The sequence below is a fragment of the Planktothrix rubescens CCAP 1459/22 genome (assembly GCA_904830895.1).
GTDB lineage: Bacteria > Cyanobacteriota > Cyanobacteriia > Cyanobacteriales > Microcoleaceae > Planktothrix > Planktothrix agardhii.
The window spans coordinates 980896-1007864 of record LR882958.1; the positions used below are offsets into that span (position 1 = coordinate 980896).

The following is a 26969-nucleotide window of genomic DNA, read 5'->3' on the forward strand; positions in this document are numbered from 1 at the left end:
CAGAAATCAGTTATTAGTCATCAGTCCAAAACCCAAAACCCAAAACCCATTACCTATTAATTTTGAGCCACCACCAATTGAGAAGATAGCAATTCCAAAGCCGCTTGATATTGGTGATCGGCTTCCGTTGCCACTTGATTTCTAAGTAAAGGTTCCGAAGGAATTAACTGATCGGGCATAATTCCCAATTTATTAATATCAGTATGATTGGGAGTTTCATATTTAGCAACTGTTACTGCTAATCCCGAACCATCGGATAAATCAAATAAAGATTGAATTAATCCCTTGCCAAAAGTTTTTTCTCCAACTAAAGTTGCTCGATGATTGTCATGTAAAGCCCCGGCTAAAATTTCACTGGCACTAGCGGTTCCTGGGTTGACTAAAATGACTAAAGGAGCTTGGGTTAAAGCCGAACCCACCGCTTCAAAACTTCCCAATAAACCTTGACGATTAACAGTATAAACAATCGTCCCTTCATCTAACCAAAGTCGGGCAATTTCTATGCCAGATTGTAATAATCCCCCTGGATTATTTCTGAGATCCAAAATATAGGCTTTCGCCCCTTTTTTTTCTAAAGATTGAATCCCTTGAGCTACTTCTTCCGTGGCATTGGCATTAAATTGATTTAAACGAATATAACCTAATGGAGTGTCTTTCAAATCAGAACGTAGTTCCGTGATCACCGGGTTCAGGGCAATCCGATCCCGAACTAAAATAATATCTTCCGTGGTTTTATTGCTATTTCTTAACACCGTTAAAGTCACTTGGCTACCCCTTAGCCCCCGCATCCGAGCCGCGGATTCATCTAGGGTTAACTCAGAAGTAGAAAAGCCATCAATTTTCACAATCTGATCCTGGGGTTGGATACCCGCCCGTTCTGCGGGAGAATCATCGATCGGAGCAATAACGGTTAAATTGCCCGTTTCCCCGTCCTGGGAGATTTGTAACCCCACCCCCATCAGTTCCCCGGAGGTATTCACCTGTAAACTGCGATATTGATCCGGTCGCAATAACCGGGTAAATGGGTCATCCAAGGTGGCTAACATCTTCTCAATGGCAGAATATGTGTCGTCGCGGCTTTTGAAGGGTTGCCGGATTAGTTTCTCGCGGATAGACCACCAGTTTTGATGGTTGAAACTTTCATCCACATAGGAGCGATTAATAATTCGCCAACTTTCACTCAAGATTTTTTGATCTTCGGTCAGGGCCAGAACCGGATTTGTCCAAGTGATCCAGATTAAGCTAACTTGCAGAATAATTAGAAATGCTATGGGAAAAACGCGCTTTTGCATGGTGGTGATTTAACGTTGCTTTCAAATTAGATTGGGGAATCAACCGATTTAAGACCTTTCACGGCTTGATTTTCAGCATCACCCTTGGGGGATTCGATCCGGGGCAGATTGATTCCCTAGTTTTGTGAAAATTGAGTTGAAGTTATGTTACATTTTTTAGAGTAGGGGAGAACACGCAAGTCTTTTAGCCTAATCTGTCAATCGGATCAAACCGACCTCCCTATTCCTTATGGTGATGGCTTTTTGATATCCAGAGTTCTCTGGCTTCAGACAGTCTAATCTAAAGATATCTATTAATGATGTCTTAAAGGAATAACAATAGGTAGCCATTTATTTTTAGGAATTCTAGCTTCATGTTTTCTAAGGGAATCAAAGAATCTCAGACTTTCAAGTGGTTTGATGAACGGCTGGATATCCAAGCACTTGATGATGACATTTCCAGTAAGTATGTGCCCCCTCATGTCAACATTTTCTATTGCTTGGGTGGAGTCACTTTAGTTTGCTTTTTAATCCAGTTTGCCACTGGATTTGCGATGACGTTCTATTATAGACCGACCGTCGCGGAAGCTTTTACTTCTGTTCAATACATTATGACGGATGTGAGCTTTGGTTGGTTAATTCGCTCCATCCATCGCTGGTCTGCCAGTATGATGGTGTTAATGATGATCCTGCACGTTTTCCGCGTTTATCTCACCGGGGGTTTCAAAAAGCCCCGGGAATTAACCTGGATCACGGGTGTGATTTTAGGCGTGATTACGGTTTCTTTTGGGGTTACAGGCTATTCTCTGCCTTGGGATCAGGTTGGTTACTGGGCGGTGAAAATTGTATCTGGGGTTCCTGAAGCGATTCCCGTTGTCGGTTCAACCATTGTGGAACTGATGCGGGGTGGTACGGCCGTGGGTCAAGGTACTCTTAGCCGTTTTTACAGCTTACATACCTTTGTCCTACCTTGGCTGATTGCCGTCTTTATGTTAGCCCACTTCTTGATGATTCGGAAGCAAGGGATTTCGGGCCCTCTGTAAATGGACGTGGATCGGGTTTGGCGTTTCGGCGCTACTCCGGCATCGGTGGCGGTTTGTTCGGAGAAAGTTAACTTTCGATAACGGGTCTCAAACATCCAAGGGTTAGGAGTAGCCTTTGCCAAATTCAAAGACAACCAACAACCTGTTAAATTTCCCAAAAAGGAGCGACGTTTTAATTATGTCCATCTTAAAAAAGCCGGATCTCAGTGATCCAGTTCTTCGCGCTAAATTGGCTCAAGGCATGGGTCACAACTACTATGGTGAACGGGCTTGGCCGAATGATTTGTTATATACGTTCCCGATTGTAATTTTGGGAACCTTTGGTTTAGTGGTGGCATTGTCGGTTCTCGACCCCGCCATGATGGGAGAACCCTCTAATCCTTTTGCAACGCCGTTAGAAATTTTACCCGAATGGTATCTCTGGCCAACCTTCCAAATTTTGCGGGTCGTTCCCAATAAATTGCTAGGAATTATGTTGATGTCTTCGATTCCTGTGGGTTTAATTGCGGTTCCTTTAATTGAGAACGTCAACAAGTTCCAAAACCCCTTCCGTCGTCCTGTGGCAACGGCTGTTTTCTTATTTGGAACTTTAGTAACGCTGTGGTTAGGAATTGGGGCTGCCCTTCCCATTGATAAGTCTTTAACTTTGGGATTTTAAACCACATCCTCTCAAAATTTTTGATGATATGATACCTGTGGGTTCACCGGGATAGCGTGTTAGGCTAGGTCTGGGAGCGTCACAGGTATCCTTTTTTATAGGAACAATTGGAAAAGACGGAATACAAAACAATATTATTCTTGAACCCTGGCTATGTTATTAAAAAAATACCCAAACCTAGATCAAAATCAATTACTTTGGTGCTTTTTAGCTGTTTTTTCTTGTGAAGGAGGAATTCAATCCTATGTTAAAGATATTTTAGATGCTTCCCAGACTATTAAACCCGTTTCTCCCGACTCAAAGATTAATATTAATCCCCAGAATCAGGTTTTAATTTTACGGGATTATCCCGGATGTCCTAACCCTTTTGAAACCCCATCCAGTTCTTTTCAATTTGAGTATTTTAAATCTCAAAATCCCCTCTGGGGAAGGATTAAATTAGCAATATCTTTACTAACTAATTTAGTCCAATATCGACCTCGACGGGTGTTGTGTGGTCATATTAATTTAGCCCCCTTGGTGCAAATAATTTGTCAACCCTTGAGTATTCCTTACACCGTATTAACCTATGGTAAAGAAGTCTGGGAACCTCTGCCGAAAAAACAGCAAAAAGCCCTACAAAATGCCGATCAAATTTGGACAATTAGCCGATATAGTCGCGATCAAGCCTGTCTTGCTAATCAGTTAAATCCGAATCAATTTCAAATGTTACCCTGTATGGTAGATGGGGAAAAATTTACTCCCAGCCCCAAACCCCAACAGTTAATCCAACGCTATGATTTACAGGATGCCCGGGTATTAATGACCGTTGCTCGTCTATGGAAAGGCGACCCCTATAAGGGAGTTGATGTTACCATTCGCGCCCTCTCCCAAATTGCCCAAGTCTTTCCCAATGTCAAATATTTAGTTATTGGTCGGGGAGATGACCAACTCAGATTACAACAGTTGGCCGAAGATTTGGGAGTAAGCGATCGGGTCATTTTTGCCGGATTTGTTCCTACCGAGGAATTAGTTAATCATTATCGGGTTTGTGATGGTTATGTCATGCCCTCTCAAGAGGGGTTTGGGATTGTTTATTTAGAGGCGATGGCCTGCGAGAAACCCGTTATTGCCGGGGATAGCGATGGTTCGGTTGATCCTTTGCAGGATGGAAAATTGGGCTGGCAAGTCCCTCACCGCGATGTAGAGGCCGTTGCAGAGGCTTGTATTCAACTGCTTCAGGGTGAGGATCAACGCTGTCATGGCCCTTGGTTGCGGGAGCAATGTTTGGCCCATTTCGGAAAACCCGCCTTTGAGGGCCGAGTCCAAGAGTTGCTGGATCAAAACCAGGGGTAAGCCTAATTTAACCACAAAGACACGAAGACACAAAGAAGTTGTGAATATTAACCTGCTGGTTGCTATAATATCATAGAAATTAAAATATCAAAGTTCAAATTTTTAAGGGTTCCATCAGATTAAATCTGGCTTGAATAATTAAGGAGATAGCTGTGAACCAAGAGCGGTTCAAAACTCTACAAATCAGACTTTCTGGTTTGACTAACTGGCTGATTACTTTAGCTGTAATTGGCATTTTGATCTCTATTGGTTTGGGTTGGTTAGTCAAGGGGGTTCTGATTTTAATTGCGGTGATTGCGATTACTCCTATTTTGGTGATTTTGGGTGTCCAGTGGTGGTTAAAACGCAATCTAATTCAAGATCAATGTCCGGTTTGTAGCCATGAATTTCCGGCTTTTAATAACATTCAATTTCAATGTCCTAACTGTGGAGAACCGTTGAAAATCGAACAGGGGCATTTTAGTCGGTTAACACCCCCAGGAACTATTGATGTGCAAGCGGTTGATGTTTCAGTTAAACGGTTAGAAGATTAACTTAAATTCATTGAATAAAACAAAGGAGCATAAATTTATGTCTGAAGATAAAACTACTATTTTAGTTACTGGCGGAGCGGGTTATATTGGTTCCCATGCTGTCCTGGCGCTACAACGTTCGGGTTATAAAGTTATTATTCTCGATAATTTAGTTTATGGACATCAAGACTTAGTGGAAACGGTCTTAAAAACTGAATTAATTATTGGAGATACTAATGATCGTCCGTTACTTGATCAGTTATTTTCTAGTCGCAAAATTGATGCGGTGATGCACTTTTCTGCTTATGCTTATGTGGGGGAATCTGTTACTAATCCTGATAAATATTATCGCAATAATGTGGTCGGAACTTTAACGTTATTGGAAGCAATGAAAGAGGCGGGAATTAATAAGTTTGTATTCTCCTCAACCTGCGCCACTTATGGGGTTCCTGATATTGTTCCCACTCCTGAAGAGCATCCCCAAAATCCGATTAATCCCTACGGGGCGACTAAATTAATGGTAGAAAGAATTTTATCGGATTTTGATGTCGCCTATGATTTTAAATCGGTACGTTTCCGTTATTTTAATGCCGCCGGAGCCGACCCAGAAGGGTTATTAGGGGAAGATCATAATCCCGAAACCCATTTAATTCCTTTAATTTTATTAGCAGCATTAGGAAAACGAGATTCTATTTCTATTTTTGGAACCGATTATCCCACACTTGATGGTACTTGTATTAGAGATTATATTCACGTTACGGACTTAGCAACCGCCCATATTTTAGGGTTAGAATATTTATTAAATGGTGGAAAAACGGATGTTTTTAATTTAGGAAATGGGAAAGGATTTTCTGTTAAAGAGGTGATAGAAACCGCTAGAGAAATTACGGGAAAAGAGATTAAAGCGATTGAATGCGATCGCCGCCCCGGAGATCCACCAAGTTTAGTTGGAAGTGGAGAAAAAGCCCGATCAATATTAGGTTGGAATCCTGAATATCCCGATCTTCAAAATATTATCACCCATGCTTGGAATTGGCATCAAAAACGACACACCTAACCCCGTAGTAAGCCCTTCAGGGCTTAATCCCCAGATTAGTAACTAGGATGGATTGAAGCCCTAAAGAGATTACCACGATTTATTTTTGATCAGGATAAAAGATTATTCACCCTTGATTTCCTTCAACCTTTTTAACAAGTCATTCAGAATTTTTTCAACTGAGTCTAATAACTGATTATCTTCAGGAGTTAACTGTTTTTTTAATTCGTTATCGAGAATTAAAAACTTACCTAGTTTAAACCAATCATTTCGTTGTTCTTCTAATAATTTGTCTTCAAAATCTAATCGTTCTTCTATCGGAGAACGATATTTTTCTTCTGGGATTAATTTAACAAAAGAACGTACAATTTTGATCCAATCTTTATCTTTATTTTCCATAGGTTGATCTATCTTAGATTTACCGGAACTGGCGGTTTGGGAGTTACCAAACTTTGCGGAATCGGTATTTTCTCCGGCTTCTCTTTCTTGTTCTCCATCACCTTTAACGTCACTATCATTGAACTTAATATTGTTATGATTATTAAGATTACCGCTACCACTTTTATGTTTAACCTGAATCTTGGGGACTTTCCCATTGGTAAATCCCCCTTCTCCTCAGTTTTTTCAGGTTCTATTGAAGGAGATGACAATTTTTCAACTTGATTATCCGTAGGTATTTCAGGCTTAAGATCAAGATCAATAGATGAAACCGAGACTGTATTCTTATCAACCTTACTGATTAAAATTGCTAAATCATCTTCCGGTAATCCGGTGTTGATGATTTTCTCAGCCAAACTAATAATTTCTTGCTCATTACCTATTTTTTCATCTTTTTTGTACCAATTTTGTTGATCACCTTCAGCTTTATCTAAATTTGAAAGTAATTGTTTGAGCTTATCTGCTGAATTTTCAGTTAATTGATTGATTTTATCGAGATTAACCTCAAATTCCTCTAATCCTTTAAAATTAATTGCCTCATTGATTGTATTAATAAACTCTGGATCTTTACCTACAAAGCTTAATAATGCGCGTGCTGCTAAATGTCGTAACATTAATTCGTTTTTAGGTGAAATACTGTTACTTTCATCAGGATCAACAACCCATGCAACTGCATTATATACTTCGGTTTCTATTGTACTTCCAAATTTGTTAGTTTGTTTGTTTACAAACTCAATTCCTGAAACCATGAATAATAATTGTTCAGAATAACGCATGAGAACAAGCGAAGGATTTTGATAATTTATCAAATATCCAATTGTTCCTAAATCCCCTGTTTTTTTCTTAACCAACCTTTCTTTAAGCATATTAGGAGATTCTGAGATATACTGGATATTTTCATTTTCAATCTTGCGCCAATGAATTCCAGTTTTACCTAGGGCATAACTTCTCACATAAACCTCTGGCTCTAGCTCTTTCATGTTTCAATCTCCTTGTCTATTAATTATGGGGAATAGGCAACAATTTAGCACCTTGCAAAATAGCAAAACCATCACTATTTTTACAGCCAATGGCAAAAGCAAAAACAGCATTGTTAAAAATCTTAATTTCCTCCTGCGTAGCTTGAACTTGGGTTTTAGACTTCTGAACTTTAGTTTGAATGTCTTGAACTGTTTTTTCCGTTGATTTAAGGTTTTCTTGCGCTGTTTTATAAGCTCCGTACTTATCATCAAATAATTTGTCTATAGATCTGAAGGGAAACCAAAGTTGCTGTTGTTCTCTAAATGCTTTCTGTCGTTGAGCAACTTTTTGTTTAACTTCATCAAGTTTATCTTTTTCTGTGGATAGACTTTTTTCAAGTTCAGCTAGTTCTCTTTGATCTTGCTCTAACTGACGTTTTTTTTCCTCATTAGAAAGATTTAGCAAAAACCGTAAAACATATCTCAGGGGTTGATCTCCATCTTTTGGAGCATAGGGAGCTTTCATTTCTGTTTTATTAAAGTAAAATTTTGTAAAACCCTGATCATCAGTTTTGTGGTAAGCAAAAACAGCATTACCAACGGTTTGAACGGGTGTCACCACAACTGCCACTTTACCAAATAACCCATCGGATTTTAAAAAATTTAACAGTTTTTGATATCCGATTTGAACGTGCTGGAGTAAGTTGTCAGCATCTTGGGAAGTTCTCATGTAAGTTTCGCATTTAACAGGAGCTAAAATGACTAATCTGGGAACGGATCTGGGATCGGTCAAACCTGCATAGGCAGATTTTAACAGGGTTGTGATCCGTTCAGGATCGTTTTTTTCTTCATGCCAAGTTCCCACTTCGCTATGGTTGACCCTTCCTGTCTTTTTTTCCATTAATGCAGTAGCATCAATGGGAATAATTACAGCATCACATTTTAATAATTTTTCCTTCACATACTCTTTCTCTGTTTGTATTGAATCTGTTGCAAAATAATCACCTGATGGGTCAGTAAATCTAAGTTTCATAAATTTTCTGCCACCACTCCCAAGCTCAAAAACAAAACCTTTATCATCCCAAAGATCATCAAAGATGTCAGTTCTTTTTACGGATTTTTGAAATTTAGGATCTATAGTTCTTAAAACTATCTTGCATTCGGTTATAGCTTGTAATGTTCTAGTATCATCAGTCCACGTTTGAAGATTAGCTTGTTCAAACGTTTTATCGAATTCTTCGTGCATGGCTGCTAACAGACTGGTTTTACCAATCTGTCTAGGAGCAACCATGATAATATTTAACTCATTAGTTAGCATGAAAATTTTCTCCGATTTAAACGTTTAAAAACTGCAATAATTCAGGCTGATTAGCACTTTCTACATTCTTAACTAATTGCAGCCAATGATCACGAAGTTCGTGATTATTTTCGAGTTGACCCAGTTGTTCTGGCCAAACTTGCGATCGCACTTCCCGCAAGAAATTTTTCCATTCTTCCTGAACATCTTCTTGACGGATAATATTATCAACAAATTCTTCAACCATGGCATAAGCGGCTTGATTTGGTTCCCAGAGCAATTCTTCCAAAGCAGGTTGAATACGATGCACCGCAGTATCATATTTAATCTCTAGTGCAGTTAGAATTTCTTGTGCCGTAGTTGAAGCATCAGGACGCAATATTTCATCTTTATCCAGTAATTGTCCCGTTGAATTATTCGACGGTAAAACATTCGTGAGTTGATCTAAATGCTTCCGAATTCGGTGTTGTACCAATCCTCGATAGGACAGTTCAAAATCAATAAAAATTCTCAATCCTTGTTTTAAATTAGGAGAATAGTCTTGATCTTCATCTGCTAAATCGATCCTTTTTTCTAATTCTCGGATAAATTCCGATCCTCTCGCATTTGTTAAGACTCCCAAGCGACCTTTTTCAATCAAAACTTCAGCGACCTGCTTTTTGGTATCTTCTATCATTTTTTTTAGTCCATCATCTAAGGTAATAAAATGATGGGATAATAACACCCGCAACTTATCTTGATAATCTGCATAGGTTATCAACGCACCACTGGTTCTGATTCGTTCATTAATTTCTTCTAAGGGATTTTCCGAGGACAAAACACCTTTGTTTTTGTTACAATTTTGAATCGCTTCAGTGACCTTATCCTCTAAATTTTTATCTGGATTATCCCGATATAACCACAGGTCTGAGCGCAAGTTTTCTAAACCGAGTACAACATCTTTCCACCAACCTTTTGTATTATTTCCAAATAACTTACTAAACTCTTGTTCCATAAATTTATAAAAATTTTCTCCCGTTCCACCAAGGGCATTTTTTGCATGATCTAACTCAGTTTTTAATTGTTCATGAAGTTGAATCAAACACTCTTGATTAGATTTTGCATATCGCGCATCTAATTCAATGACTTGAGTTTCTAAATAATCTAAAACTTGATCTAAGACTTGATTTGCTTGTTCTGGATTACGACAGTCAGCAATCAGGCATTCAACCACCTTAATTTGAACTATTTGTTGATCAATATCAGCTTTAAGATCTTGACAGCTTTTTAAGTTACCACTGTCATCACCATTAACTTTATTGTTAAGAACAAAAAATGATCTGGCTGATAATTCATTTAAAGCTTGACTGGCTGTATTATAAAGTTCTGTGTCGTTAATTGTCCACACAGAACCATTCTCATTGGGTTTAAGAATAAATAAAACTACGTCAACTTCTTCCCCTAAAGTTGTCAACATTAATTTTTCATCACCCAGTTTAAAATCTCCTAACCCTGGTAAATCAACTAATGCAATTTTTCCGATTTCATTGGCATTAGGAAAAGAGCAGGAAATTTCTACTTTCCTAACCGCTAAATGTTTGCTATCGGTGAGTTTTCCATTTTCTTCTTTCTGAGCAACATATTCTCGGATTTTTTCTTTGGTTATCCGTATCGGTTGTTTACCAATAAACGGGGAATAATCGTTAAAATTGAAGTGATAATCATCACAAAGACGTTTATAGATTGTTTTAGTGGTGGCATCATTTCCTTGCAGTAAATCCTGTGATGGAAGTTGGATTTTGTGAAAATCATCTAGGCTCTGAGGTGGGGTTTTAGGTAAAATATTAGCCAATTTTTCATGGTCAAAGTAGGGAAGAATTACCTCTTGTAAAAATGATTCTTCAGTATGAAATGTAACTAACGCTTCAGTTAGATTTTCCGGTTGATGATAGATTGTGCTACGAACCGCAGTACAGGCTTTTCCTGAACGGGCTGGAATTTCATCATTAGAGAGTCCACTGAGGGTTTGTAGTAGGGTACTTTTCCCTTGTTTCATTTGTCCAACCACGCCGATATTGAGGGTTTGACGAGCGAAACGAATCCTTAACTTATGTAGTTCTCGTAATTCTTTTTCTATTTTTGATAAAATTGAAGAAAAATCAATTTTATTTAACTTATCAACAATCTTAGCCTCGTTTGGCCATTGGTTAAGTTGTTGCTTTCGGTCACTTTCTAAAATTTGAATTGCATTTTGCAGATTCTTTAAATTAGATTCTACACTGATGATCCTCTGAGCTAGGGGCTGGCGTTTTTGAATAATTTCAGTAATTCGCGCAGATCTGTTAGCTGTTGTCATGTTCATTTTAACCTGGCTGACTGGTCTTTGATGAAGTCTCCCAATTTTATCATGAGTCCGTAAAAAATAACCTCTGTGTACTAATATTTTTTGCTTCGCCTCTGGTTCCCTGGTTATACCTTGCTCGTCTTTACGGTACATTTTCCCCGACTCATCATGCCAGCTTTTTGGACTATTTTACACCTTGTCCTTGCACCTGTTCCGGTTTTTATTGCTGAAACATCCTTACACTGTCCCTTTTTCAATCTTCTTCAGCAAACCCTACTTAACAACAAATATAACATCTGTATAGCTTTTATATTGTTGGTTATTAAATGACCAGTCAAGTTTGAGTTTTTCCCAATCAAAGAACTGATTATTAAGATAATTATCAATCTCTGATTTTAATAGTTGATAATCTCTCTTGATCTTCCAACTGTTTTCAAGATGATTAAGATCAATAACTATTAAAAATAGTCGATTACTAGCATCAAATCTTTGAGTGCCTTGTTGTTCATATAACCATTTAAGAAGGTTTCGAGGTTGTTGTATGGTTTCGGTAATAATTTCACGTCTTGTTGAAATAAATTGATGGTAAAAATCTTGTACTTTTGTTTGTGAATTTTCTGAAAAAGCAGCAATTAAATCTAATAATAGATCCTGATCGCTTCTGTTTTTATCAAATGGAATTTCAAAGGAATTAGCTGCTTTTTTTAATTCAGACACTTCTTTAACTGTTAACCCTCTCTCTTTTCTTTTTTTCTCCATGAATCCTATAGGAAAATAGGTCATTTTGAGATCAAAAGGAACTTGATCTATAAAAAAATCTACTTGCTTGATTTTACCAATGGTTGGTAAAACACGAGGATGATCTTTAAAAATATCTTCGATAATAATAGATGTCCAATTATTATACCATGAACAAAGAATAAAACCTTTTAAACTATTTAATATTTCGTTTTCAATCTTTTCAACTAAGGAATCATAGTTATTTATTTTTTTAATATAATTATTGACTAAGTGTTTATTAATATCATTTTGATGAATACCGCCCCAATCAAAGACTCGCAACTTATAAAGTTCTGCCAAAATTTGACGCTCTAAATTCTTTCTTTCTATTCGTTCTTGAGTATAAATTTCACGGATAGTCATTTCAATAATAGAAGTAGAAACTTGTGCCTCAAAAGATTTTTTTAATAGTTCTTTAGCTGGAAGTTTGTCTACATAAATTTTACTTTTTTCCAACAAATAAAGTAAATATTCTTTTCGAGCTAAAGAACGAAGTTTGAGAAAATATAAACCATCTTCAGAGTTAGTTAGTTCATAAAAATTACCCTGATTATATAAAGATTCAAGATGAAAAAATGTATTTAAGTTATTATTAGACATGATTCATACCTCAATCTATAAAAATTAGTTAAGTTTTAAAAAATCTTCAGGAAACTCTACAGACCATTCAGGAATTTCCAATAAAGGCTTTAATTTTTCTAAATCATCAATCCCTGATTTTTGATAGATTAAAATAAAATCACTTTTTAAACTTCCTTCTCTATTATCTTGGATCACAGATTGGGCTGAATAATTCATAGGAAAATACCCTCTAAATTTAAGATATTGTAAAGATGTAAGATGTTGTTTTAAAAATTTCCAACTATCTTTATCTTTAGCATTAAAGAACAAAGCTAGTATTCCACTTGGTTTTAAAATACGACTCGCTGTTTTTAAAAAAATACTCATATTATGGGTATAATCTTCTTTATTTTTTTCTCTATTTTTTGCATTAGAAATTACAATTTCCTCAGTAAAATTTGGGATTTTACCCAATAAAGAGTTCCACATTTCACTCAATTCTAAATAAGGAATTCTATCGCCATGAGGAGGATCAGTTATAATTAAAGATACAACTTCATCAGGACATTCTTTTAAAACAGTAAGATTATTACCTAAAATCAAAGCCAATTGATTATTTTTATTGATAACAGGTTCTAGCCTTGTAGAAACTAAGTATCTTTCTTTTTCTTTGTTATCAATAACACTTTTAATTAAATTATTTACTTTATTTTCAAAACAGTTCCAAACATTAATCTCAAAATGAAGTTTAGGTCTCCAATATCCCACTACCCAACTTCCTACTTCTATTTTATTAGTTATTTTGTTCTGATTCTTACCTCGGCTTGTGATAGCGAAAACCATTTTTGACATTTGACCAGAAGCAGCTGTTAGCGAAAGTAACAAGGGTTTTTGGATATTCTGAGGTAAATGGTTAATTTCTTCTCTTAAAATGTCAATATTATACAAAGCGCGGCCAGTAAATATATCATTTAGGGTTAACAGATTAGTGGTATTAATTCGACTATTATTAAAAAGCTGAATTTTACGCAAACTTTTGGATATATAATTTTCATATTGATTGATTAAAATACAATCATAATCTGTTGGTTGTCTTTCTTCACGAGTTTTTTTAAAGTTTGATATATTCCAAGTTGAAATTAATTCTTCCCCATTCCATAGATAGTGACTTGCTATTTTATCGTCTTCTAAAATGTAGGTTTTATATATTTTATGCTTAATTTTTTGATCTAAATTATTGATGGCTTCTTGAAGTTGAAAAGAACAAGGAAGATTGACCATAAGATTTGATAGTTCAATAGCTATGGGATTAATATCAATCCCGATAAATCTTCTTTTTTTCAGAAGTGCTTCCCTTGCCACTAAACCTGAACCCAAGAAAGGATCAAGAATGAGATCATCTTTTTGGGTTAAAGCGTCAATCAGAAATGATAAAGACTCAATTGGTTTTTTTCCCCAGTATTTGTGAAATCTTGCTAACCCTTTATAGCCTTTAGGATATTTTAAATTGTTGTAATTAATTGAATTCTGACTATGATTAAATAAGTTAAGTTGATAGTAATTTTCCATTTTTACTTTAATCCTAATTAAACAAATTAATTTTTTAGTTGACTATTGTAATTATTATAACAGTTCAATTTCAATAGAAACCCCTGTTTTTTTAGGATCTGGTCAAAAGTACAGGCTTTTCCTGAACGGGCTGGAATTTCATCATCAGACAGTCCACTCAGGGTTTGTAGTAGGGTACTTTTCCCTTGTTTCATTCGTCCAACCACGCCGATATTGAGGGTTTGACGAGCGAAACAAATCCTTAACTTATGTAGTTCTCGTAATTCTTTTTCTATTTTTGATAAGATTGAAGAAAAATCAATTTTATTTAACTTATCAACAATTTTAGCCTCGTTTGGCTATTGGTTAAGTTGTTGCTTTCGGTCACTTTCTAAAATTTGAATTGCATTTTGCAGATTCTTTAAATTAGATTCTACACTGATGATCCTCTGAGCTAGGGGCTGGCGTTTTTGAATAATTTCAGTAATTCGCGCAGATCTGTTAGCTGTTGTTATGTTCATTTTAACCTGGCTGACTGGTCTTTGATGAAGTCTCCCAATTTTATCATGAGTCCGAATAAAATAACCTCTGTGTACTAATATTTTTTGCTTCGCCTCTGGTTCCCTGGTTATACCTGGGAACCAAATCCAGTTGTTCCAACGTTGTTGCGCTTGCTGCGCATTCTTTTCTGATGCTATACTACAACGAATAAGATGCGCTAAAGCGCAACAACGGGATGATTTATAGGTGATTTTGGATGATTTTTGCTGTTTCTTTTCCGGTTTTTTCCCAACTAAATTGTTTAACTTGTGCTAATCCTAATTGTCTTAAATGCGATCGCATTTCCATATTATTTGCTAGGGTTTCCATTGCTTCTGTAATTTCTTCTACTTGATAAGGATTAACATATAATGCCGCATTTCCCCCCACTTCGGGTAAGGAAGATAGGTTAGAGGTAATAACGGGAGTTCCGCAAGCCATCGCTTCTAAAACCGGGAAACCAAACCCCTCCCAAAGACTGGGAAAAACAACAGCAATGGCTTGATTAATTATTGTAGTTAATTCATCGGTTGGAACATAATTTAAAAACTTTACTTGTTGAGTTAATTCTAACTTTTGAACTTGCCTTTTGAGTTCGGGGGTATAGGTTTCATCCGTTGGGCCGGCTAACCATAATTCATAGTCTGATGGTTTTTTTAACCCGGCAAAAGCATTAATTAATCGGGACACATTTTTATGAGCATCATGACGACCAATATAGAGAAAATAATTGTCGGTTGGTAGGTCTAAAAATTGGAATTGTTGAGGGTTGTAGGCGAGGGGAATTGGTGTAATTTTGTGTTCTGGAATGTTAAAAAACGCGATTAAATCTTCAGCCGTTGCGATAGAATTACAGATAATATGTTCGGCTTGAGATAATACCAAGGGAATATAATATTTAAAATACGCTGTTAACCGAGAACCCCGCCTCGGAAACCTTAACGGAATTAAATCATGAGCCATTACAATTGACCGACATCCTGAATATAAAGGGGCTTCTGGAACTGGAGAAAATATCAAATTCCCCTTTAATTGCTGATATATTTTAGGGAGTTTAAACTGTGTCCAAAGTAACCGCCTAAGATGTCCCTTTGTTCCTTGGTCGGGGGTCATATTATTGGGAACGGAATAACAAGAATAATCGGGGTTTTCTTGAGCGGTTAATAAGGTAGGTTGCAGAGGTTTTAAAGCGGGTAAAATATGACTAGCATAAATAGATATTCCTGTGGGTTCAGGAATTAAAAATGATAAATTAATCAAGAGTGATTTACTCATAAAAAATCTATATAGCAGGGAACAGGGAACAGCCCCCCCAAACCCCCCGTGCACGAGGGCTAGGGGGGAGGGAACAGGGGGGAAATACTTCACCGTCTGGGTTCTAAGATCCGTCTGGTGTCCTAACTGCCTTGGCGGTTGCTATAATTAAAAATATTACTAGATCTATAATAGCTTATTGCTGATATTTTTAACAATAAAATTTATAACTCCTTTGAGTTTATACCAAGATTTTTTAGGAGTAATTAAGATTGTAATTAAACCAATAAAACTAATTCTAAATAACCAGTAGAGCAAAACAGCTTTAGAAGTATGTTTATCAAGACTGAGAAGATAACTGTAAATACTATATTGAAGTTTGAGGTTAGGGTTTCTCTGGGTAATGGATGAAGTTTGATGAAATACTTGAATTTGTGCAGTAATCCCAATTTTATGTCCTTGATTTCGATACCTTAAACAGAAATCAAAATCTTCATAATAGAGAAAATAGTTAGGATCAAATTGAGGACATTCTTTAAAGTTTTTCAAATTAATTAATAGACTGCATCCCGATACCCATTCTGTTAATTGGTAAGGTTGATTTTGCAAAAATTCTGATAGTTGATTACAGACTTTAATTATACCAGTTTTTCGGTTAAATTGACCTTCTGTAAACTCTAATTCTCCTTTGTTATTATAAATAACTGTTCCTAAAATAGATAATTCTGGGTAAGATTTAAAGACATCAATTGCTTGAGATAGCACATTTTTAGATAAATAAGCATCGGGATTAATTAACCAAACAAGGGCTTGAGAATCTTGTTGATAAACCCAATTTAACCCAATATTACAAGCTCGACCAAACCCAATATTTTCGGGTGCGTCAAATACCAGAATATACGGAGATTTTAACCGATGAATAGAAAGATCATCGGGGGAATTATTAATAATAATAATTTGATAATTAATTCCCTGTAGAGACGCGCCATGGCACGTCTCTACGAGAGAATTAATTAACCGTTTAATCAGTTCGGTAGAGTAATAATTAACCGTTATCCAGTAAATCACGCTAATTCAACTTGACTATCATCTCCAATCATAAAACGTAGGGCTTTGGGTCGTTGAGGGGCGGTACTTAAACTAGCCCGACGACCAATAACCGTATCTACAATGCGTTGATTAATCCCAATAATTTTAGCTTCACTTAAGATGACACTATGTTCGATTTCAGCATCAATTAAAGTGACTTTATTCGCAACACTACTATAGGGGCCAACAAAGCAATTTTCTAAATGGCAATTTTCCCCAATAATCACTGGCCCCCGTATACTACAGTTGACTAATTTTGTACCTTTACCAATTTTAACCCGGCCTAAAATTTGACTCTTTTCGTCTATTTCTACTGCTACATCGTAGGTAATACAGGAATCTAAAATAATTTGATTTGCACTGAGTAAATCATCTTTTTTTCCTGTATCTAACCACCAACCTTCTAAGGTACAAGCCTCAACACTTTTATGATCATCAATCAGTTGTTGAATAGCGTCGGTAATTTCGAGTTCTCCCCTAGCGGAAGGTTGGATTTTAGCGATCGCTTCATGAATAGTTTTATCAAAAAAATAAACCCCGACTAAAGCCAAATTAGAGGGGGGAACTTTGGGCTTTTCAATTAACTTTAATACCCGTCCTTGATCATCAACAACGGCTACCCCAAAAGCACTGGGATTAGTTACAGTTCTTAGTAGAATTAACGCATCTAGTTTTTGCTGTTTAAACCTCTCGGAAAACTGACTTAGTTGACTTTCAATTAAGTTATCTCCCAAGTACATAATAAAGGGAGAATCTCCTAAAAATGGTTGACCCACTTTCACCGCATGGGCGAGTCCGGCTGGTTGTTCTTGTAAAATATAGGTGATTTTTGCGCCAAAGCGATCGCCATTCCCCGTTAAATTTTTAACTTCTTCTCCGGTTTCTGGACTAATAATAATCCCAATTTCTGTAATTCCAGCCGCTACAATTCCTTCAATTCCATACCATAAAATCGGTTTATTAGCGACGGGAACTAATTGTTTTGCACCTGTGTATGTCAAGGGGCGTAAACGAGTTCCTTTTCCACCTGAAAGAATTAGTGCTTTCATAATTAATAATTAAGGGTTAGTAGAGCAACAGAGACGCGCCGTGGCACGTCTCTACGGTTTTAATTGTTGTAGCATTTTCCTCAGTCCTTGTCGCCATTGGGGAGTATGATTTCCCACAATATTAGCTAACTTTTTCCCGCTTAAAACTGAATAGGCGGGACGAGTTGCTGGCGTTGGATATTCGGCGGTTGTAATGGGAATTACCCGTTCAATTTTGAGGGGAAAACCTAATAGTTGGGCTTCTTCAAAAATTGCGATCGCAAAATCATACCAACTGGTAACACCGCTATTTGTACAGTGATAAATTCCGTAGTTTTGATCATTCAAAAGGGGCATTAATTGCACAATAGATTGTGCTAAATCTCCCGTCCAAGTCGGACTCCCAACTTGATCACTAACAACGCGAATTTCTTCCCGTTCTTTCCCTAAACGTAACATTGTTTTGACAAAATTTCCGGTTCCACCCACACCATAAACCCAAGCTGTTCTGAGGATTGCAAATTTAGCTTGGGATGCTTGAATTGCCATTTCTCCTAATAATTTTGATTCTCCATAAACACCTAAAGGGTGAGTCGGATCGGTTTCAAGATAAGGATGGCTTTGGGTTCCATCAAACACATAATCCGTGGAAATGTGAATCAATGTTGCATCTAATTGCTGACAGGTTTTAGCTAAAATACCGGGTGCAATTCCGTTAATTTTTAGGGCTAACTCCGGTTCACTTTCTGCCTTATCTACTGCGGTATAAGCGGCGGCATTAATCACCCATTCCGGTTTGATTTCCTCAATTAGCCTTTCAATTTCTTGGGTTTGGGATAAATCCAGGGTGTCTCGTCCGACACTGACTAATGAACCCAGAGAGGCGAGGAAAGGCTGTAATTCTTGACCGAGTTGACCATCTTTTCCGATCAATAAAATTCGTTTCATGAGAAAAAATCCGCCGTTTTTAAAGGTTGACCTGCTTGATCTTTTACTGACAAAATTGGGGTGATTCCTTCTAATGGCCAATCAATGCCTAAATCGGGATCATTCCAGAGCAAAGAACGCTCATATTCCGGGGCATAATAGTCGGTGGTTTTATATAACACTTCAGCAATATCTGAAATCACGACAAAGCCATGGGCAAATCCTGGGGGAATCCAAAATTGTCGCTTATTTTCTGCACTGAGAATGCAACCCACCCACTCTCCAAAATTCGGAGAACTTTTTCTCATATCCACCGCCACATCAAAGATTTCGCCTGCAATAACGCGCAATAATTTGCCCTGGGTTTGTTGTATTTGATAATGTAAACCTCTTAAAACCCCTTTAACAGAACGGGAATGATTGTCTTGTACAAACTCCGAGGTAATTCCTGTTTTTTCGGTAAAATTTTTCTGGTTAAAACTTTCAAAGAAAAAGCCTCTCTCATCTCCAAATACTTTGGGCTCGATGATGAAAACATCTGGAATTTTTGTAGGAGTAATAGTCATTTTTAGATGGAATTGTGGTCAGCGACTAAACATTGTACCAAATTATTGCTACTTGATCAGAACTGAATTAAAGGTTAATTTTTTTCAAGAATAATATTGACTTCTCCCTTTAACGGGATAAATTCATTCCCATCAGGATTATAGACCCAAGCTTTAACCCTTGTGTTTCCCAAATCATTATGCAATTGTACAGTAGGAATTGTAACTTCCCATCGCGCATAATTATAGAGGGGAGAATTCAATACTTGAGCAATATCTGGACTATTTAAACCAATATTAGCATTGGCAAAAAAGGTTTGTTGATTTCCCCTGCTGAAAAAGACGAGTTGGGGCTGATTTTGTTGCTGGGGAAAAATTGCCCATCCTTTTAATGTCAGGTCATCTTTTGGCTTTAATTTTAATGGTTGATCACCAAAAAGAGGAAAATCAATATAACCATAAAGTTGTTCTGATTCGGTTTTGAATGTGATATTATTTGCCCAATTTCTAAGATTAACGCCCTGAAGTTGTTTAACCCCATCTTGAATCCACCAAGTTGTTTTACTTAATCTTAATAAGCAACGTTCAGGATGGGTTTTAAAGAATTGAGAGTCTTCTAAATAGTTAATTAGTTCTAAGCAGGTTTCCCCCCGTTGTTTATTGATGACATCCGTTTGAGCTTGAGCGATCGCTATTTCTGATTTTACCGCTATTAAACAGACTAAAATTCCCCCGATAAAACTATAAATCAGTTTAGGGTAATAATTTTTTAAATAGAAATTACCTTCTGAAATCATTATAAACCAAAGTTGAATAACGGCAATAATTAATAGTAAAGAATGAGTTGTATATCGAGAGGTATAAATAGCATAATTCGCTCCATAATCATAACGACCTAATGTAATTACAATCGAGCATAGGATAGAAAATATTCCAATCGAAAACCAAGGAGAACATAATTTTATTAAATATTTTTTGTTTTTTAGATTAATCAGACAGTAACTTCCTAAAACAATAAAATTTAAGATAATAATTATTCCGATCCAAATACTAAAATTTTGAGAATTTGTCACGGGCGCAGCAATTACATTAAAAAAGAATTGAATAAAAGTAAATAACTTTTCAAGGAGAGAGAGATTAATTATTTTCGGTTCTTGAGTGTATCCAATTGAATAAATTAAACTTGAACTTAAAAATAAAGTCATCCAAAAAATTAGGTATTTTCTTCTTTGATAACCTGATTCTGAAATCATGATAATTCCAGGTATTAAAGCCAACCAAGTCATTAAACCTTGAGCAGATGAAAAACTGGCAATCAAACAAAGAATCGCAGCCAATAATAGCTTCGTTTTAGGTTTAATTTGATTTTGAGTTAGACCAATTATAATTAATAATATTACAGACTTAACCCCCCCTTGCCCCCCCTTGCTAATGGGGGAGACTAGAAGTGTTGAGTTTTTATCTGGAATTGGGATTAAAATAAAACAACTTAAAATTACGCAAAAGTTGATTAAAAATATAGCAATTTGAAATCCCCAAAGCCAGTTTTCTGATTGAGCTAAGGAGAAAAATATTAAAGCTGTTAATAAATTAGTAAAATGAAAGAAATAATTTTGATTTTTTGAGGTATTAGCAGAAATTTTATATAACAATATAAAGGTTAATATTGCCAATCCTAAACTCAAAAAAAGCTCTAATTTAATATTCCAACTTGAAATAAATCCTAAAGCAATAAAAATTAATCGCGGAAATAGAATACGATGATTATTATGCAGTTCAAATAAGTCTTTAAATTGTAATGTTCCCGTGGCTGTTTTTTCAAATAAAGCAGGTACAACCCACTGATCATAAAAGGGAATATTCACACCAAAGCAAATAATAAATCCCGTTACTCCCAAAATAGGGATTAAATATATCAGCCATAAAATAACAGCAGGAAAAGTGATAATAGAGGAGGATTTTTGAGCCATTAACTATCAATTCAATAACTGCTAGAGACGCGCCATGGCACGTCTCTACTGATTAAAACTACTTCAAGTTTGTAATACTGTTGATCCGACCAGTAAAGCGGTTTAAGAAGATATCTAAGACCGAACGTTTACCGACATTAATCTTAGTATTTACCGACATCCCCGACTGCAAACCAATCTTAATATTTTTATCCTCGTCTAAAACAAAGCTTTGTTTATCCAATTTCACTTTTCCTTTAAACGAAAAATACTGACGGCCTTTTTCGGGATCAGGTTTAATCGCGTCTTGACTCAGCCATTTTAACTGTCCAGAAACCATCCCAAATTGATCATTGGGAAAAGCATCAATGGTTACTTCCACCGGAACACAATCTAGATCAGCAATCCCAATTTCTGCTCGAGCTTCTGGAGAATCTGGACAAATACAATCCTTTTCTGCTTTACATTCAATCACTTCTCCAGCCACGGTTTTTCCATCATAGGGCTGTAGGAATTTACGTTTGACCCGTAGGGCATTTAAAACTAAAGCCAGATCCGTATTTTTAATAAAAATTGTGCCTTCTAATCCTTTATCATCGGCTAAAATTTGCATCAATTTTTCGGTTTGTTGGGCTTCATAATAAGCCTCATTACAACGCTTCATTTTCGGATCGCCGGATTTTAACACTTGCTGATTCACATAATTGCAAATTTCATCCTTATTCATATCGACTTCTGAATCCTGTTTGGTTGAGGGTTGTAAATCATAAATCACTCCCGCCACAGGAGAACGTAAAACTTGAGTATCGCGCTGTTCTTCAACTTTTTCCAGTTGAGCCGTAACATCCCCTAATCGTTTCTCATTTTCCAGTTTATATCGACTCAGTTGAGAGTCAATACTAGCAATCTGTTTTTTGTTTTCTTCAATGCGAAGATATAAGTCTTTTGCCCAAGCATCTTTCGTATTTTGCAATTCTTGTTGAGTTCTCTCAATAGAGGCTAGAACTTTTTGTTTTTCATCTTCTAGGCGTTTAATTTCAGATTGCTGTTTTTCAACATCACCTTTACGCGCATTAATTTCACTTTGACGGGTGGTGATTTGATCCTCTTGTCGTAAAAATTCATTTTGACTTCTCAAAACCTCCTGTTCTTGACGTTTTTTATTGAGGTCAGACATGGCGCCTTCATCAACTAAAGGGGCAATTTGACCCAAAATAGATTGGTTTAGATCTAAACCTTCTTGAGACTTATTAAGTTGATCCCTGGCTGAATTTAATTGTTCTTCGGAATAGCGAATTTGATTGGTTGCGTATTGCACCTGTTCTCTCGTTGCCCGAATCAAATTTGCTGTCTGTTCCAGTTGTTTATTAAATTCAATAATTCGCCCTTCCACCGCAGACACCCGGGATTGATATTCGGCTCGGTAATTAGTTACTAAACCTGACTGAGCAGAACTATAGTTAACCGTTCGACCTTGATTATTATAAAGTTCATTAATCAAAGAACTTAAAACGTTATTTTCTTGGATTCGGGTATCTCGATCTTTAACCATTGTTTCCCATTCAGGCGGTAAAGTTCCTCGACCATTCCCCTGAATAATATTCTTATAGAATTCGTTTTCTTGATTAAGAGTCCCTTGCAAATTAGCTAAAGATTTAATATCCGCGCTGGGGTTTGTCTGACTAAAGGTTAAAAGCGGTTGGTTTTTCTGAACCCGATCTCCATTTTCAACGTGCAATCTAACCACGGCTCCGGTTATTGGGGCTTGAATTTCTCTAGCACCTTCTTTATATTCGAGTTCGCCCGCGGCGGGAACTGTTTGTTCAACCCGAGAAAAATAAGCCCAAACAACGCCTGATGTGGTGATTAACATAATCAACCAGAGAAACAGATGAGACCACATTGCAGGTTTCTCAAGAATAACCGGTTGATCAACAAGTGATACAGATTTCATAAATATTAATTGGTAAACAGCAACTAGAAACAGGATTTCTAAGGTTTTTTAATTAAGTAGGAGCTTCCTGTTGTTGATACAGGCAGTAATAACGTCCTTTCAGGGCAACTAACTGATCATGATTTCCCTGCTCAACCACAGACCCTTGATCCATCATAATAATTACATCCGCGTTTTTGACGGCGCTCAGACGGTGAGTAATAAAAAACACCGTGCGATCGTGAAATGCTTCCATCAAATGATTAATTACAGCCCGCTCCGATTGATAGTCTAGGGCACTGGTGGCTTCATCCAAAATTAACAGTTTAGGATTTTGTAATACCGTGCGGGCGATGGCCACCCGTTGTCGTTGTCCCCCCGATAAAGCCGATCCCCTTTCCCCGACCTGGGTATTGTAACCACTGGGAAGACCCATAATAAAATCATGGGCCGCGGCAATTTTAGCCGCCCGAATAATTTCGTCGCTACTGGCTTCGGGGTTACTCAAGCCAATATTATCCTGAACCGTTCCGTTAAATAGGAGGGTATCCTGCAATACCACCCCCAATTGACGGCGGACAGAATAGAGTTCCACTTTATTAATATCGTAGCCATCAATTAAAATTCGTCCCGATAGGGGAGCATATAGACGCTGCAATAACTTCATCAGGGTACTTTTACCCGATCCACTCAACCCCACAATCGCCACAAACGACCCAGAGGGAAAATCTAAATTGATGTTAGCCAGTTGCAGGGGCCCTGTGGGATTAAATCGGAAAGACACCTCCTCAAAGGTAACTGACCCTTCAATTTCAGGTAAGGGAATATTATTGCGATCGGCTTCATCGGCTTCGGGAAGGGTATCAATAATATCCCGCAACCGTTCCACCGAAATCGACACCTCTTGGATCTGTTGATAAACACTAATAAACCGTAATAACGATCCTGTGACGTTTCCAGAGATAATCCGAAAGGCAATTAATCCCCCGATGGTCAACTGCTGTTCAATCACCAGATAAGCTCCCACCCATAACAGGGCAATCCCCCCAATTTTATTCAGGAAGTCACTCATGGTTCCCGCGGCCGTTTGGGTGAGAGTGGTTTGTAAACTCGCACTCATGAAACGGGCATACATTCCTTGCCACCGCCAACGGGCTGTTAGTTCAATGGTTTGGGATTTAATGGTTTGAATCCCACTAATCACTTCCACAATATAGGCCATCGAAGCCCCCGCCAAACCTGCCCGTTTGCGGATTAACCGCATAATCACCGGGGAGAAGAGAAAGATAATTCCAGCAAACAGGGGTAGGGGAGCTAAAGCCACCAGGGTCAGAGTTGGACTTAGGGCAACCATCACGGCGATGTAGACCACCGAGAATATCGCATCCAAAACCACCGTTAAAGCTGTCCCCGTTAGGAAGTTACGGATATTTCCTAACTCATTAAAACGGCTCATCAAGTCCCCGACCTGGCGGCTATCAAAGTATCCCAAAGGTAGCCGTAACATATGGTCGATAATTTCCGCCGTCAGTTTGATATCAACGCGGTTGGAGCTATCCACAAACAGATAGGTTCGTAACGCCGTTAATAAACCTTCAAACAGAGCAAACCCTAACAGTAGAATCCCCAGGACGTTCAGAGCATCCATGTTCTGTTGTGCGATCACCGCGTCGATGATCACCATACTCACCAAGGGGTTGACCAAACCAAACACTTGGATGAAAAACGAAGACAGCAACACCTCAACAAATGTTGCTCGATGCTCCATCAAGGCTGGGAAAAACCACCAGAAACTAAATTGTTCTTTTTGGTCAACTCGGGGCGCTTGTAACAGCAGTACCTGCCCTTCCTCACCCCAAATTTCGGCAAACTGCCCTGGACGCATCCGGGCTAAACCCTTTTCCGGGGATGCCAGAATGATTTCCCGTTCGGTAATGCTATAGAGAATAGCAAAGCTATCTTTCCAGACCACCATGGCTGGGGCCTTGAGGCGATTAATAGCTTTGGATGGTACCTGGACTAACTGAGCATTGATTCCCAACATTTGGGTCACGGCCCCGCAAGCCTGCAAACTAATATTACCGACCGTTGCTAACTGATTATCTAAAACTCGACGAACAATATCTTTTTTAAAGCTAATCCCGAAGAACTTAGCAATCATATTGAAGCAGGCGAGGGGCGCGTCAATTTTGCCCTTACCCCGAACCACGGGAAACTTCATGGCCGATTTAGGGACATTAGTTTCCGGGGTCGGGGGTACTTCCGGGGCTGAAGTTACTGCCGATAGGTCGATTCTGCGATTGCCGTTGCCATTATTGGAGTCTTGAACACTTACCTCTCCATCGGAGGTTTCTACGGAAGTTTCGACTTCATAAACAGGTTCTCGCAACCCCACTAACCGAACCCCACCGGGCCCCTCCACCTTATAGGATGGATTACTTTCTTCTAATAAAACCCGACTACCTGGGGGAAAACCACCCAAAGTCCCACTACTGACTAACCAAATCCGTTTGGGATCAAGTAGGCTGGTTAATTCTTTGGTTTTCTTATTACCTGCGGCCAGGTTCAGCACAACGGCATCCTGCCCTAGATCAACCGCTAAATTCTTGATATTGTTAACCGGAACAGCCTGGGCCTGTAGATGTTGGCTTAACAGGTCAAAAACTTCACTCAAGCCAGCTTGATCTCGGAATGCTTCTCCAAAAGCCGGTTCTTTTACCACCCATTGCAAAAAATCCGCGGCCGACAAGGTAATACAAATTGTGTCGGTTGAAGCGATCGCGGTTTCACAAGGGACTCCTCGAATTAAGCCCCCCGCACCAATGATTTCTCTGGCTCCGAGCAAGCCCAAACTAACATGGCGTTGGGCTCTAGGATCAAAACCCAGTAATCGAGCCTGTCCTTGATAAATAATCGTGATTTGAGTCGGCAATTTATCCCGCTCAAATATCGGTTGTCCGGTACGGTAGCCCAGGAGTTGACATTTTGGCAACAGGTTCTGAAGTGCCTTTTCCGAAAGCCGATCAAAGGGGCTGGTTTCGGCCAGGAAAGTCTGAATTTGGGATTGAGAAACGGCGGATGTTGTCATGACACAGAAGACACTGAAGTGCGAACAGGTTGTAGTGAGCCAACTTGAGCCATTTGCTCTCGTAGCCAAGTTTCAAACATTTCTTCGATCATACGGCGACGCATGGATTCGTCTAACTGGGCGGGAAGGAATTTTTCTAACCGAATAATCACGAACCATTCTGCCAAGGGGCGCGGTGCCCACAGTTGACCGGGTTGACTCACCGATAACAGTTTACTAATCGCCGGGTGAGGTTGGGATACGGGAACTGGCCCCAAGACCCCCCCAGATCGAGATTCTGGCCCTTCGGAATGATCATGGGCTACCTCAGCAAAGGAATTTTCTCCCTCCGAAATTCTGAAATAGAGTTCTTGAGCCAAGCCAGGATTTTTCGTCCGAATTAAAGAATATACAACTTGATCTAAACCACCTTTGCGAGTCAAAAAATAATTCTCGACTCGACCACCCCAAGTTTCTTGTTTAAATTTTTCAACTTTTACCGGGCGTTCTGCCATTTCCACAAGTTGTTCTGGGGTCATATCATAGGCCGCTAACCAAGCCGATTTTGCTTCCGGGGACGTGAGTTGGTGTTGACTTTCAAATCGTTCGATGGCCGCCGCCTGTTCTGCTTCTGTACAAGTGATCTTAGCGATCGCTTGCTCCAAAATCACTTCTCGCAGAAATAATGGCATTAACTGATAACGCTTGAGCAGAGATGGCAAGTCCTCTGCTGTGATAATAGTGTCTCCGACTTTGAACAATCCTGTCATTGAACTCTCCAACCCACTTTCACTACCCCTTTCAAATTTACCCTTGCTAGTCCTAAATTGACTACTGTATCCAATCTACATTGTCCAAATAATAGCAGACCGTCTA

23 protein-coding genes are annotated in these 26969 nt (G+C 38.1%); 5 read left to right on the top strand and 18 right to left on the bottom strand.

Annotation, left to right across the window (positions count from 1 at the left end; translation table 11 throughout):
- Positions 1 to 56: 56 nt before the first annotated feature.
- Positions 57 to 1292: a carboxyl-terminal processing protease CtpA gene (gene ctpA / locus NMG86_RS04635; RefSeq protein ID WP_026797118.1), complete on the bottom strand. Its 1236-nt coding sequence runs from the start codon at positions 1290 to 1292 to the stop codon at positions 57 to 59.
- Between the two features lie 353 nt (positions 1293 to 1645).
- On the opposite strand from ctpA, the gene petB reads away from it, so the two are divergent.
- The 5 genes from petB to galE all read left to right on the top strand — a co-directional run bounded on the left by petB (position 1646) and on the right by galE (position 5876).
- On the top strand, positions 1646 to 2314 hold the full coding sequence (petB, locus tag NMG86_RS04640) for a cytochrome b6 (protein ID WP_026788872.1): 669 nt from the start codon (positions 1646 to 1648) through the stop codon (positions 2312 to 2314).
- A gap of 178 nt (positions 2315 to 2492) precedes the next feature.
- Positions 2493 to 2972, top strand: a complete 480-nt coding sequence (petD, locus tag NMG86_RS04645; RefSeq protein WP_026788873.1) for a cytochrome b6-f complex subunit IV — start codon at positions 2493 to 2495, stop codon at positions 2970 to 2972.
- A gap of 153 nt (positions 2973 to 3125) precedes the next feature.
- Positions 3126 to 4307 carry a glycosyltransferase family 4 protein gene (locus NMG86_RS04650; RefSeq protein ID WP_026797119.1) on the top strand — a complete coding sequence of 394 codons (1182 nt, stop codon included), beginning with the start codon at positions 3126 to 3128 and terminating at the stop codon, positions 4305 to 4307.
- A 152-nt stretch (positions 4308 to 4459) separates the two neighbouring features.
- The gene (locus tag NMG86_RS04655) at positions 4460 to 4840 is read left to right on the top strand and encodes a hypothetical protein (RefSeq protein ID WP_026797120.1); all 381 of its coding nucleotides are present in this window, start codon (positions 4460 to 4462) and stop codon (positions 4838 to 4840) included.
- Positions 4841 to 4877: 37 nt separating this feature from the next.
- Positions 4878 to 5876: a UDP-glucose 4-epimerase GalE gene (gene galE, locus NMG86_RS04660; RefSeq protein WP_026797121.1), complete on the top strand. Its 999-nt coding sequence runs from the start codon at positions 4878 to 4880 to the stop codon at positions 5874 to 5876.
- A 102-nt stretch (positions 5877 to 5978) separates the two neighbouring features.
- Here the strand turns inward: galE and NMG86_RS04665 are convergent, their stop codons facing one another.
- The 17 genes from NMG86_RS04665 to NMG86_RS04745 all read right to left on the bottom strand — a co-directional run bounded on the left by NMG86_RS04665 (position 5979) and on the right by NMG86_RS04745 (position 26863).
- The gene (locus NMG86_RS04665; protein ID WP_026788877.1) at positions 5979 to 6254 is read right to left on the bottom strand and encodes a hypothetical protein; all 276 of its coding nucleotides are present in this window, start codon (positions 6252 to 6254) and stop codon (positions 5979 to 5981) included.
- 8 nt (positions 6255 to 6262) lie between these two features.
- Positions 6263 to 7273, bottom strand: a complete 1011-nt coding sequence (locus NMG86_RS04670) for a hypothetical protein (protein ID WP_026797122.1) — start codon at positions 7271 to 7273, stop codon at positions 6263 to 6265.
- Positions 7274 to 7292: 19 nt separating this feature from the next.
- Entirely contained in the window at positions 7293 to 8570 is a 1278-nt protein-coding gene (locus NMG86_RS04675; RefSeq protein WP_052338632.1) for a hypothetical protein, read from the bottom strand.
- A gap of 16 nt (positions 8571 to 8586) precedes the next feature.
- Entirely contained in the window at positions 8587 to 10884 is a 2298-nt protein-coding gene (locus NMG86_RS04680) for a dynamin family protein (RefSeq protein ID WP_052338633.1), read from the bottom strand.
- A 261-nt stretch (positions 10885 to 11145) separates the two neighbouring features.
- On the bottom strand, positions 11146 to 12252 hold the full coding sequence (locus NMG86_RS04685; RefSeq protein ID WP_043937960.1) for a hypothetical protein: 1107 nt from the start codon (positions 12250 to 12252) through the stop codon (positions 11146 to 11148).
- 24 nt (positions 12253 to 12276) lie between these two features.
- The gene (locus NMG86_RS04690; protein ID WP_026798713.1) at positions 12277 to 13782 is read right to left on the bottom strand and encodes a DNA methyltransferase; all 1506 of its coding nucleotides are present in this window, start codon (positions 13780 to 13782) and stop codon (positions 12277 to 12279) included.
- 26 nt (positions 13783 to 13808) lie between these two features.
- A complete protein-coding gene (locus tag NMG86_RS04695; protein WP_158295798.1) occupies positions 13809 to 13976 on the bottom strand; it encodes a hypothetical protein in 168 nt (55 codons plus the stop codon).
- A gap of 144 nt (positions 13977 to 14120) precedes the next feature.
- Positions 14121 to 14282, bottom strand: coding sequence for a hypothetical protein (locus tag NMG86_RS04700; RefSeq protein WP_158295799.1), 162 nt, complete (start codon positions 14280 to 14282; stop codon positions 14121 to 14123).
- Positions 14283 to 14502: 220 nt separating this feature from the next.
- Entirely contained in the window at positions 14503 to 15576 is a 1074-nt protein-coding gene (locus NMG86_RS04705) for a glycosyltransferase family 4 protein (RefSeq protein ID WP_026797125.1), read from the bottom strand.
- 165 nt (positions 15577 to 15741) lie between these two features.
- Positions 15742 to 16623 (bottom strand): glycosyltransferase family 2 protein, encoded by an 882-nt coding sequence (locus tag NMG86_RS04710; protein ID WP_026788885.1) that lies wholly within the window; start codon positions 16621 to 16623, stop codon positions 15742 to 15744.
- Positions 16620 to 17693, bottom strand: coding sequence for a glucose-1-phosphate thymidylyltransferase (locus NMG86_RS04715; RefSeq protein ID WP_026788886.1), 1074 nt, complete (start codon positions 17691 to 17693; stop codon positions 16620 to 16622). Before NMG86_RS04715 ends, NMG86_RS04710 begins: the two co-directional genes overlap by 4 nt.
- 51 nt (positions 17694 to 17744) lie before the next feature.
- Positions 17745 to 18620: a dTDP-4-dehydrorhamnose reductase gene (rfbD, locus tag NMG86_RS04720; RefSeq protein ID WP_026797126.1), complete on the bottom strand. Its 876-nt coding sequence runs from the start codon at positions 18618 to 18620 to the stop codon at positions 17745 to 17747.
- The gene (gene rfbC, locus NMG86_RS04725) at positions 18617 to 19165 is read right to left on the bottom strand and encodes a dTDP-4-dehydrorhamnose 3,5-epimerase (RefSeq protein ID WP_026797127.1); all 549 of its coding nucleotides are present in this window, start codon (positions 19163 to 19165) and stop codon (positions 18617 to 18619) included. The genes rfbD and rfbC overlap by 4 nt, the downstream gene beginning before the upstream one ends.
- 74 nt (positions 19166 to 19239) lie before the next feature.
- Positions 19240 to 21114: a hypothetical protein gene (locus NMG86_RS04730; protein ID WP_043939658.1), complete on the bottom strand. Its 1875-nt coding sequence runs from the start codon at positions 21112 to 21114 to the stop codon at positions 19240 to 19242.
- Positions 21115 to 21172: 58 nt separating this feature from the next.
- Positions 21173 to 23047, bottom strand: a complete 1875-nt coding sequence (locus NMG86_RS04735; protein ID WP_026794516.1) for a beta-barrel domain-containing protein — start codon at positions 23045 to 23047, stop codon at positions 21173 to 21175.
- 52 nt (positions 23048 to 23099) lie between these two features.
- Complete coding sequence (locus NMG86_RS04740) at positions 23100 to 26114, bottom strand: ABC transporter transmembrane domain-containing protein (RefSeq protein ID WP_026797128.1); 3015 nt, start codon at positions 26112 to 26114, stop codon at positions 23100 to 23102.
- Positions 26111 to 26863, bottom strand: a complete 753-nt coding sequence (locus NMG86_RS04745; RefSeq protein WP_026788892.1) for a peptidylprolyl isomerase — start codon at positions 26861 to 26863, stop codon at positions 26111 to 26113. The genes NMG86_RS04740 and NMG86_RS04745 overlap by 4 nt, the downstream gene beginning before the upstream one ends.
- Positions 26864 to 26969 lie beyond the last annotated feature (106 nt).

Excerpts from the sequence above, each read along its gene's own strand:
- petD (WP_026788873.1), top strand. The coding sequence starts at position 2,493 with ATGTCCATCTTAAAAAAGCCGGATCTCAGTGATCCAGTTCTTCGCGCT.
- NMG86_RS04695 (WP_158295798.1), bottom strand. The coding sequence starts at position 13,976 with ATGAAACAAGGGAAAAGTACCCTACTACAAACCCTGAGTGGACTGTCT.
- NMG86_RS04730 (WP_043939658.1), bottom strand. The coding sequence starts at position 21,114 with ATGGCTCAAAAATCCTCCTCTATTATCACTTTTCCTGCTGTTATTTTA.
- NMG86_RS04715 (WP_026788886.1), bottom strand. The coding sequence starts at position 17,693 with ATGAAAGCACTAATTCTTTCAGGTGGAAAAGGAACTCGTTTACGCCCC.
- NMG86_RS04680 (WP_052338633.1), bottom strand. The coding sequence starts at position 10,884 with ATGACAACAGCTAACAGATCTGCGCGAATTACTGAAATTATTCAAAAA.
- NMG86_RS04700 (WP_158295799.1), bottom strand. The coding sequence starts at position 14,282 with ATGAACATAACAACAGCTAACAGATCTGCGCGAATTACTGAAATTATT.
- galE (WP_026797121.1), top strand. The coding sequence starts at position 4,878 with ATGTCTGAAGATAAAACTACTATTTTAGTTACTGGCGGAGCGGGTTAT.
- NMG86_RS04670 (WP_026797122.1), bottom strand. The coding sequence starts at position 7,273 with ATGAAAGAGCTAGAGCCAGAGGTTTATGTGAGAAGTTATGCCCTAGGT.
- NMG86_RS04685 (WP_043937960.1), bottom strand. The coding sequence starts at position 12,252 with ATGTCTAATAATAACTTAAATACATTTTTTCATCTTGAATCTTTATAT.
- rfbC (WP_026797127.1), bottom strand. The coding sequence starts at position 19,165 with ATGACTATTACTCCTACAAAAATTCCAGATGTTTTCATCATCGAGCCC.
- NMG86_RS04650 (WP_026797119.1), top strand. The coding sequence starts at position 3,126 with ATGTTATTAAAAAAATACCCAAACCTAGATCAAAATCAATTACTTTGG.
- petB (WP_026788872.1), top strand. The coding sequence starts at position 1,646 with ATGTTTTCTAAGGGAATCAAAGAATCTCAGACTTTCAAGTGGTTTGAT.
- NMG86_RS04705 (WP_026797125.1), bottom strand. The coding sequence starts at position 15,576 with ATGAGTAAATCACTCTTGATTAATTTATCATTTTTAATTCCTGAACCC.
- ctpA (WP_026797118.1), bottom strand. The coding sequence starts at position 1,292 with ATGCAAAAGCGCGTTTTTCCCATAGCATTTCTAATTATTCTGCAAGTT.
- rfbD (WP_026797126.1), bottom strand. The coding sequence starts at position 18,620 with ATGAAACGAATTTTATTGATCGGAAAAGATGGTCAACTCGGTCAAGAA.
- NMG86_RS04740 (WP_026797128.1), bottom strand. The coding sequence starts at position 26,114 with ATGACAACATCCGCCGTTTCTCAATCCCAAATTCAGACTTTCCTGGCC.
- NMG86_RS04735 (WP_026794516.1), bottom strand. The coding sequence starts at position 23,047 with ATGAAATCTGTATCACTTGTTGATCAACCGGTTATTCTTGAGAAACCT.
- NMG86_RS04745 (WP_026788892.1), bottom strand. The coding sequence starts at position 26,863 with ATGACAGGATTGTTCAAAGTCGGAGACACTATTATCACAGCAGAGGAC.
- NMG86_RS04665 (WP_026788877.1), bottom strand. The coding sequence starts at position 6,254 with ATGGAAAATAAAGATAAAGATTGGATCAAAATTGTACGTTCTTTTGTT.
- NMG86_RS04690 (WP_026798713.1), bottom strand. The coding sequence starts at position 13,782 with ATGGAAAATTACTATCAACTTAACTTATTTAATCATAGTCAGAATTCA.
- NMG86_RS04675 (WP_052338632.1), bottom strand. The coding sequence starts at position 8,570 with ATGCTAACTAATGAGTTAAATATTATCATGGTTGCTCCTAGACAGATT.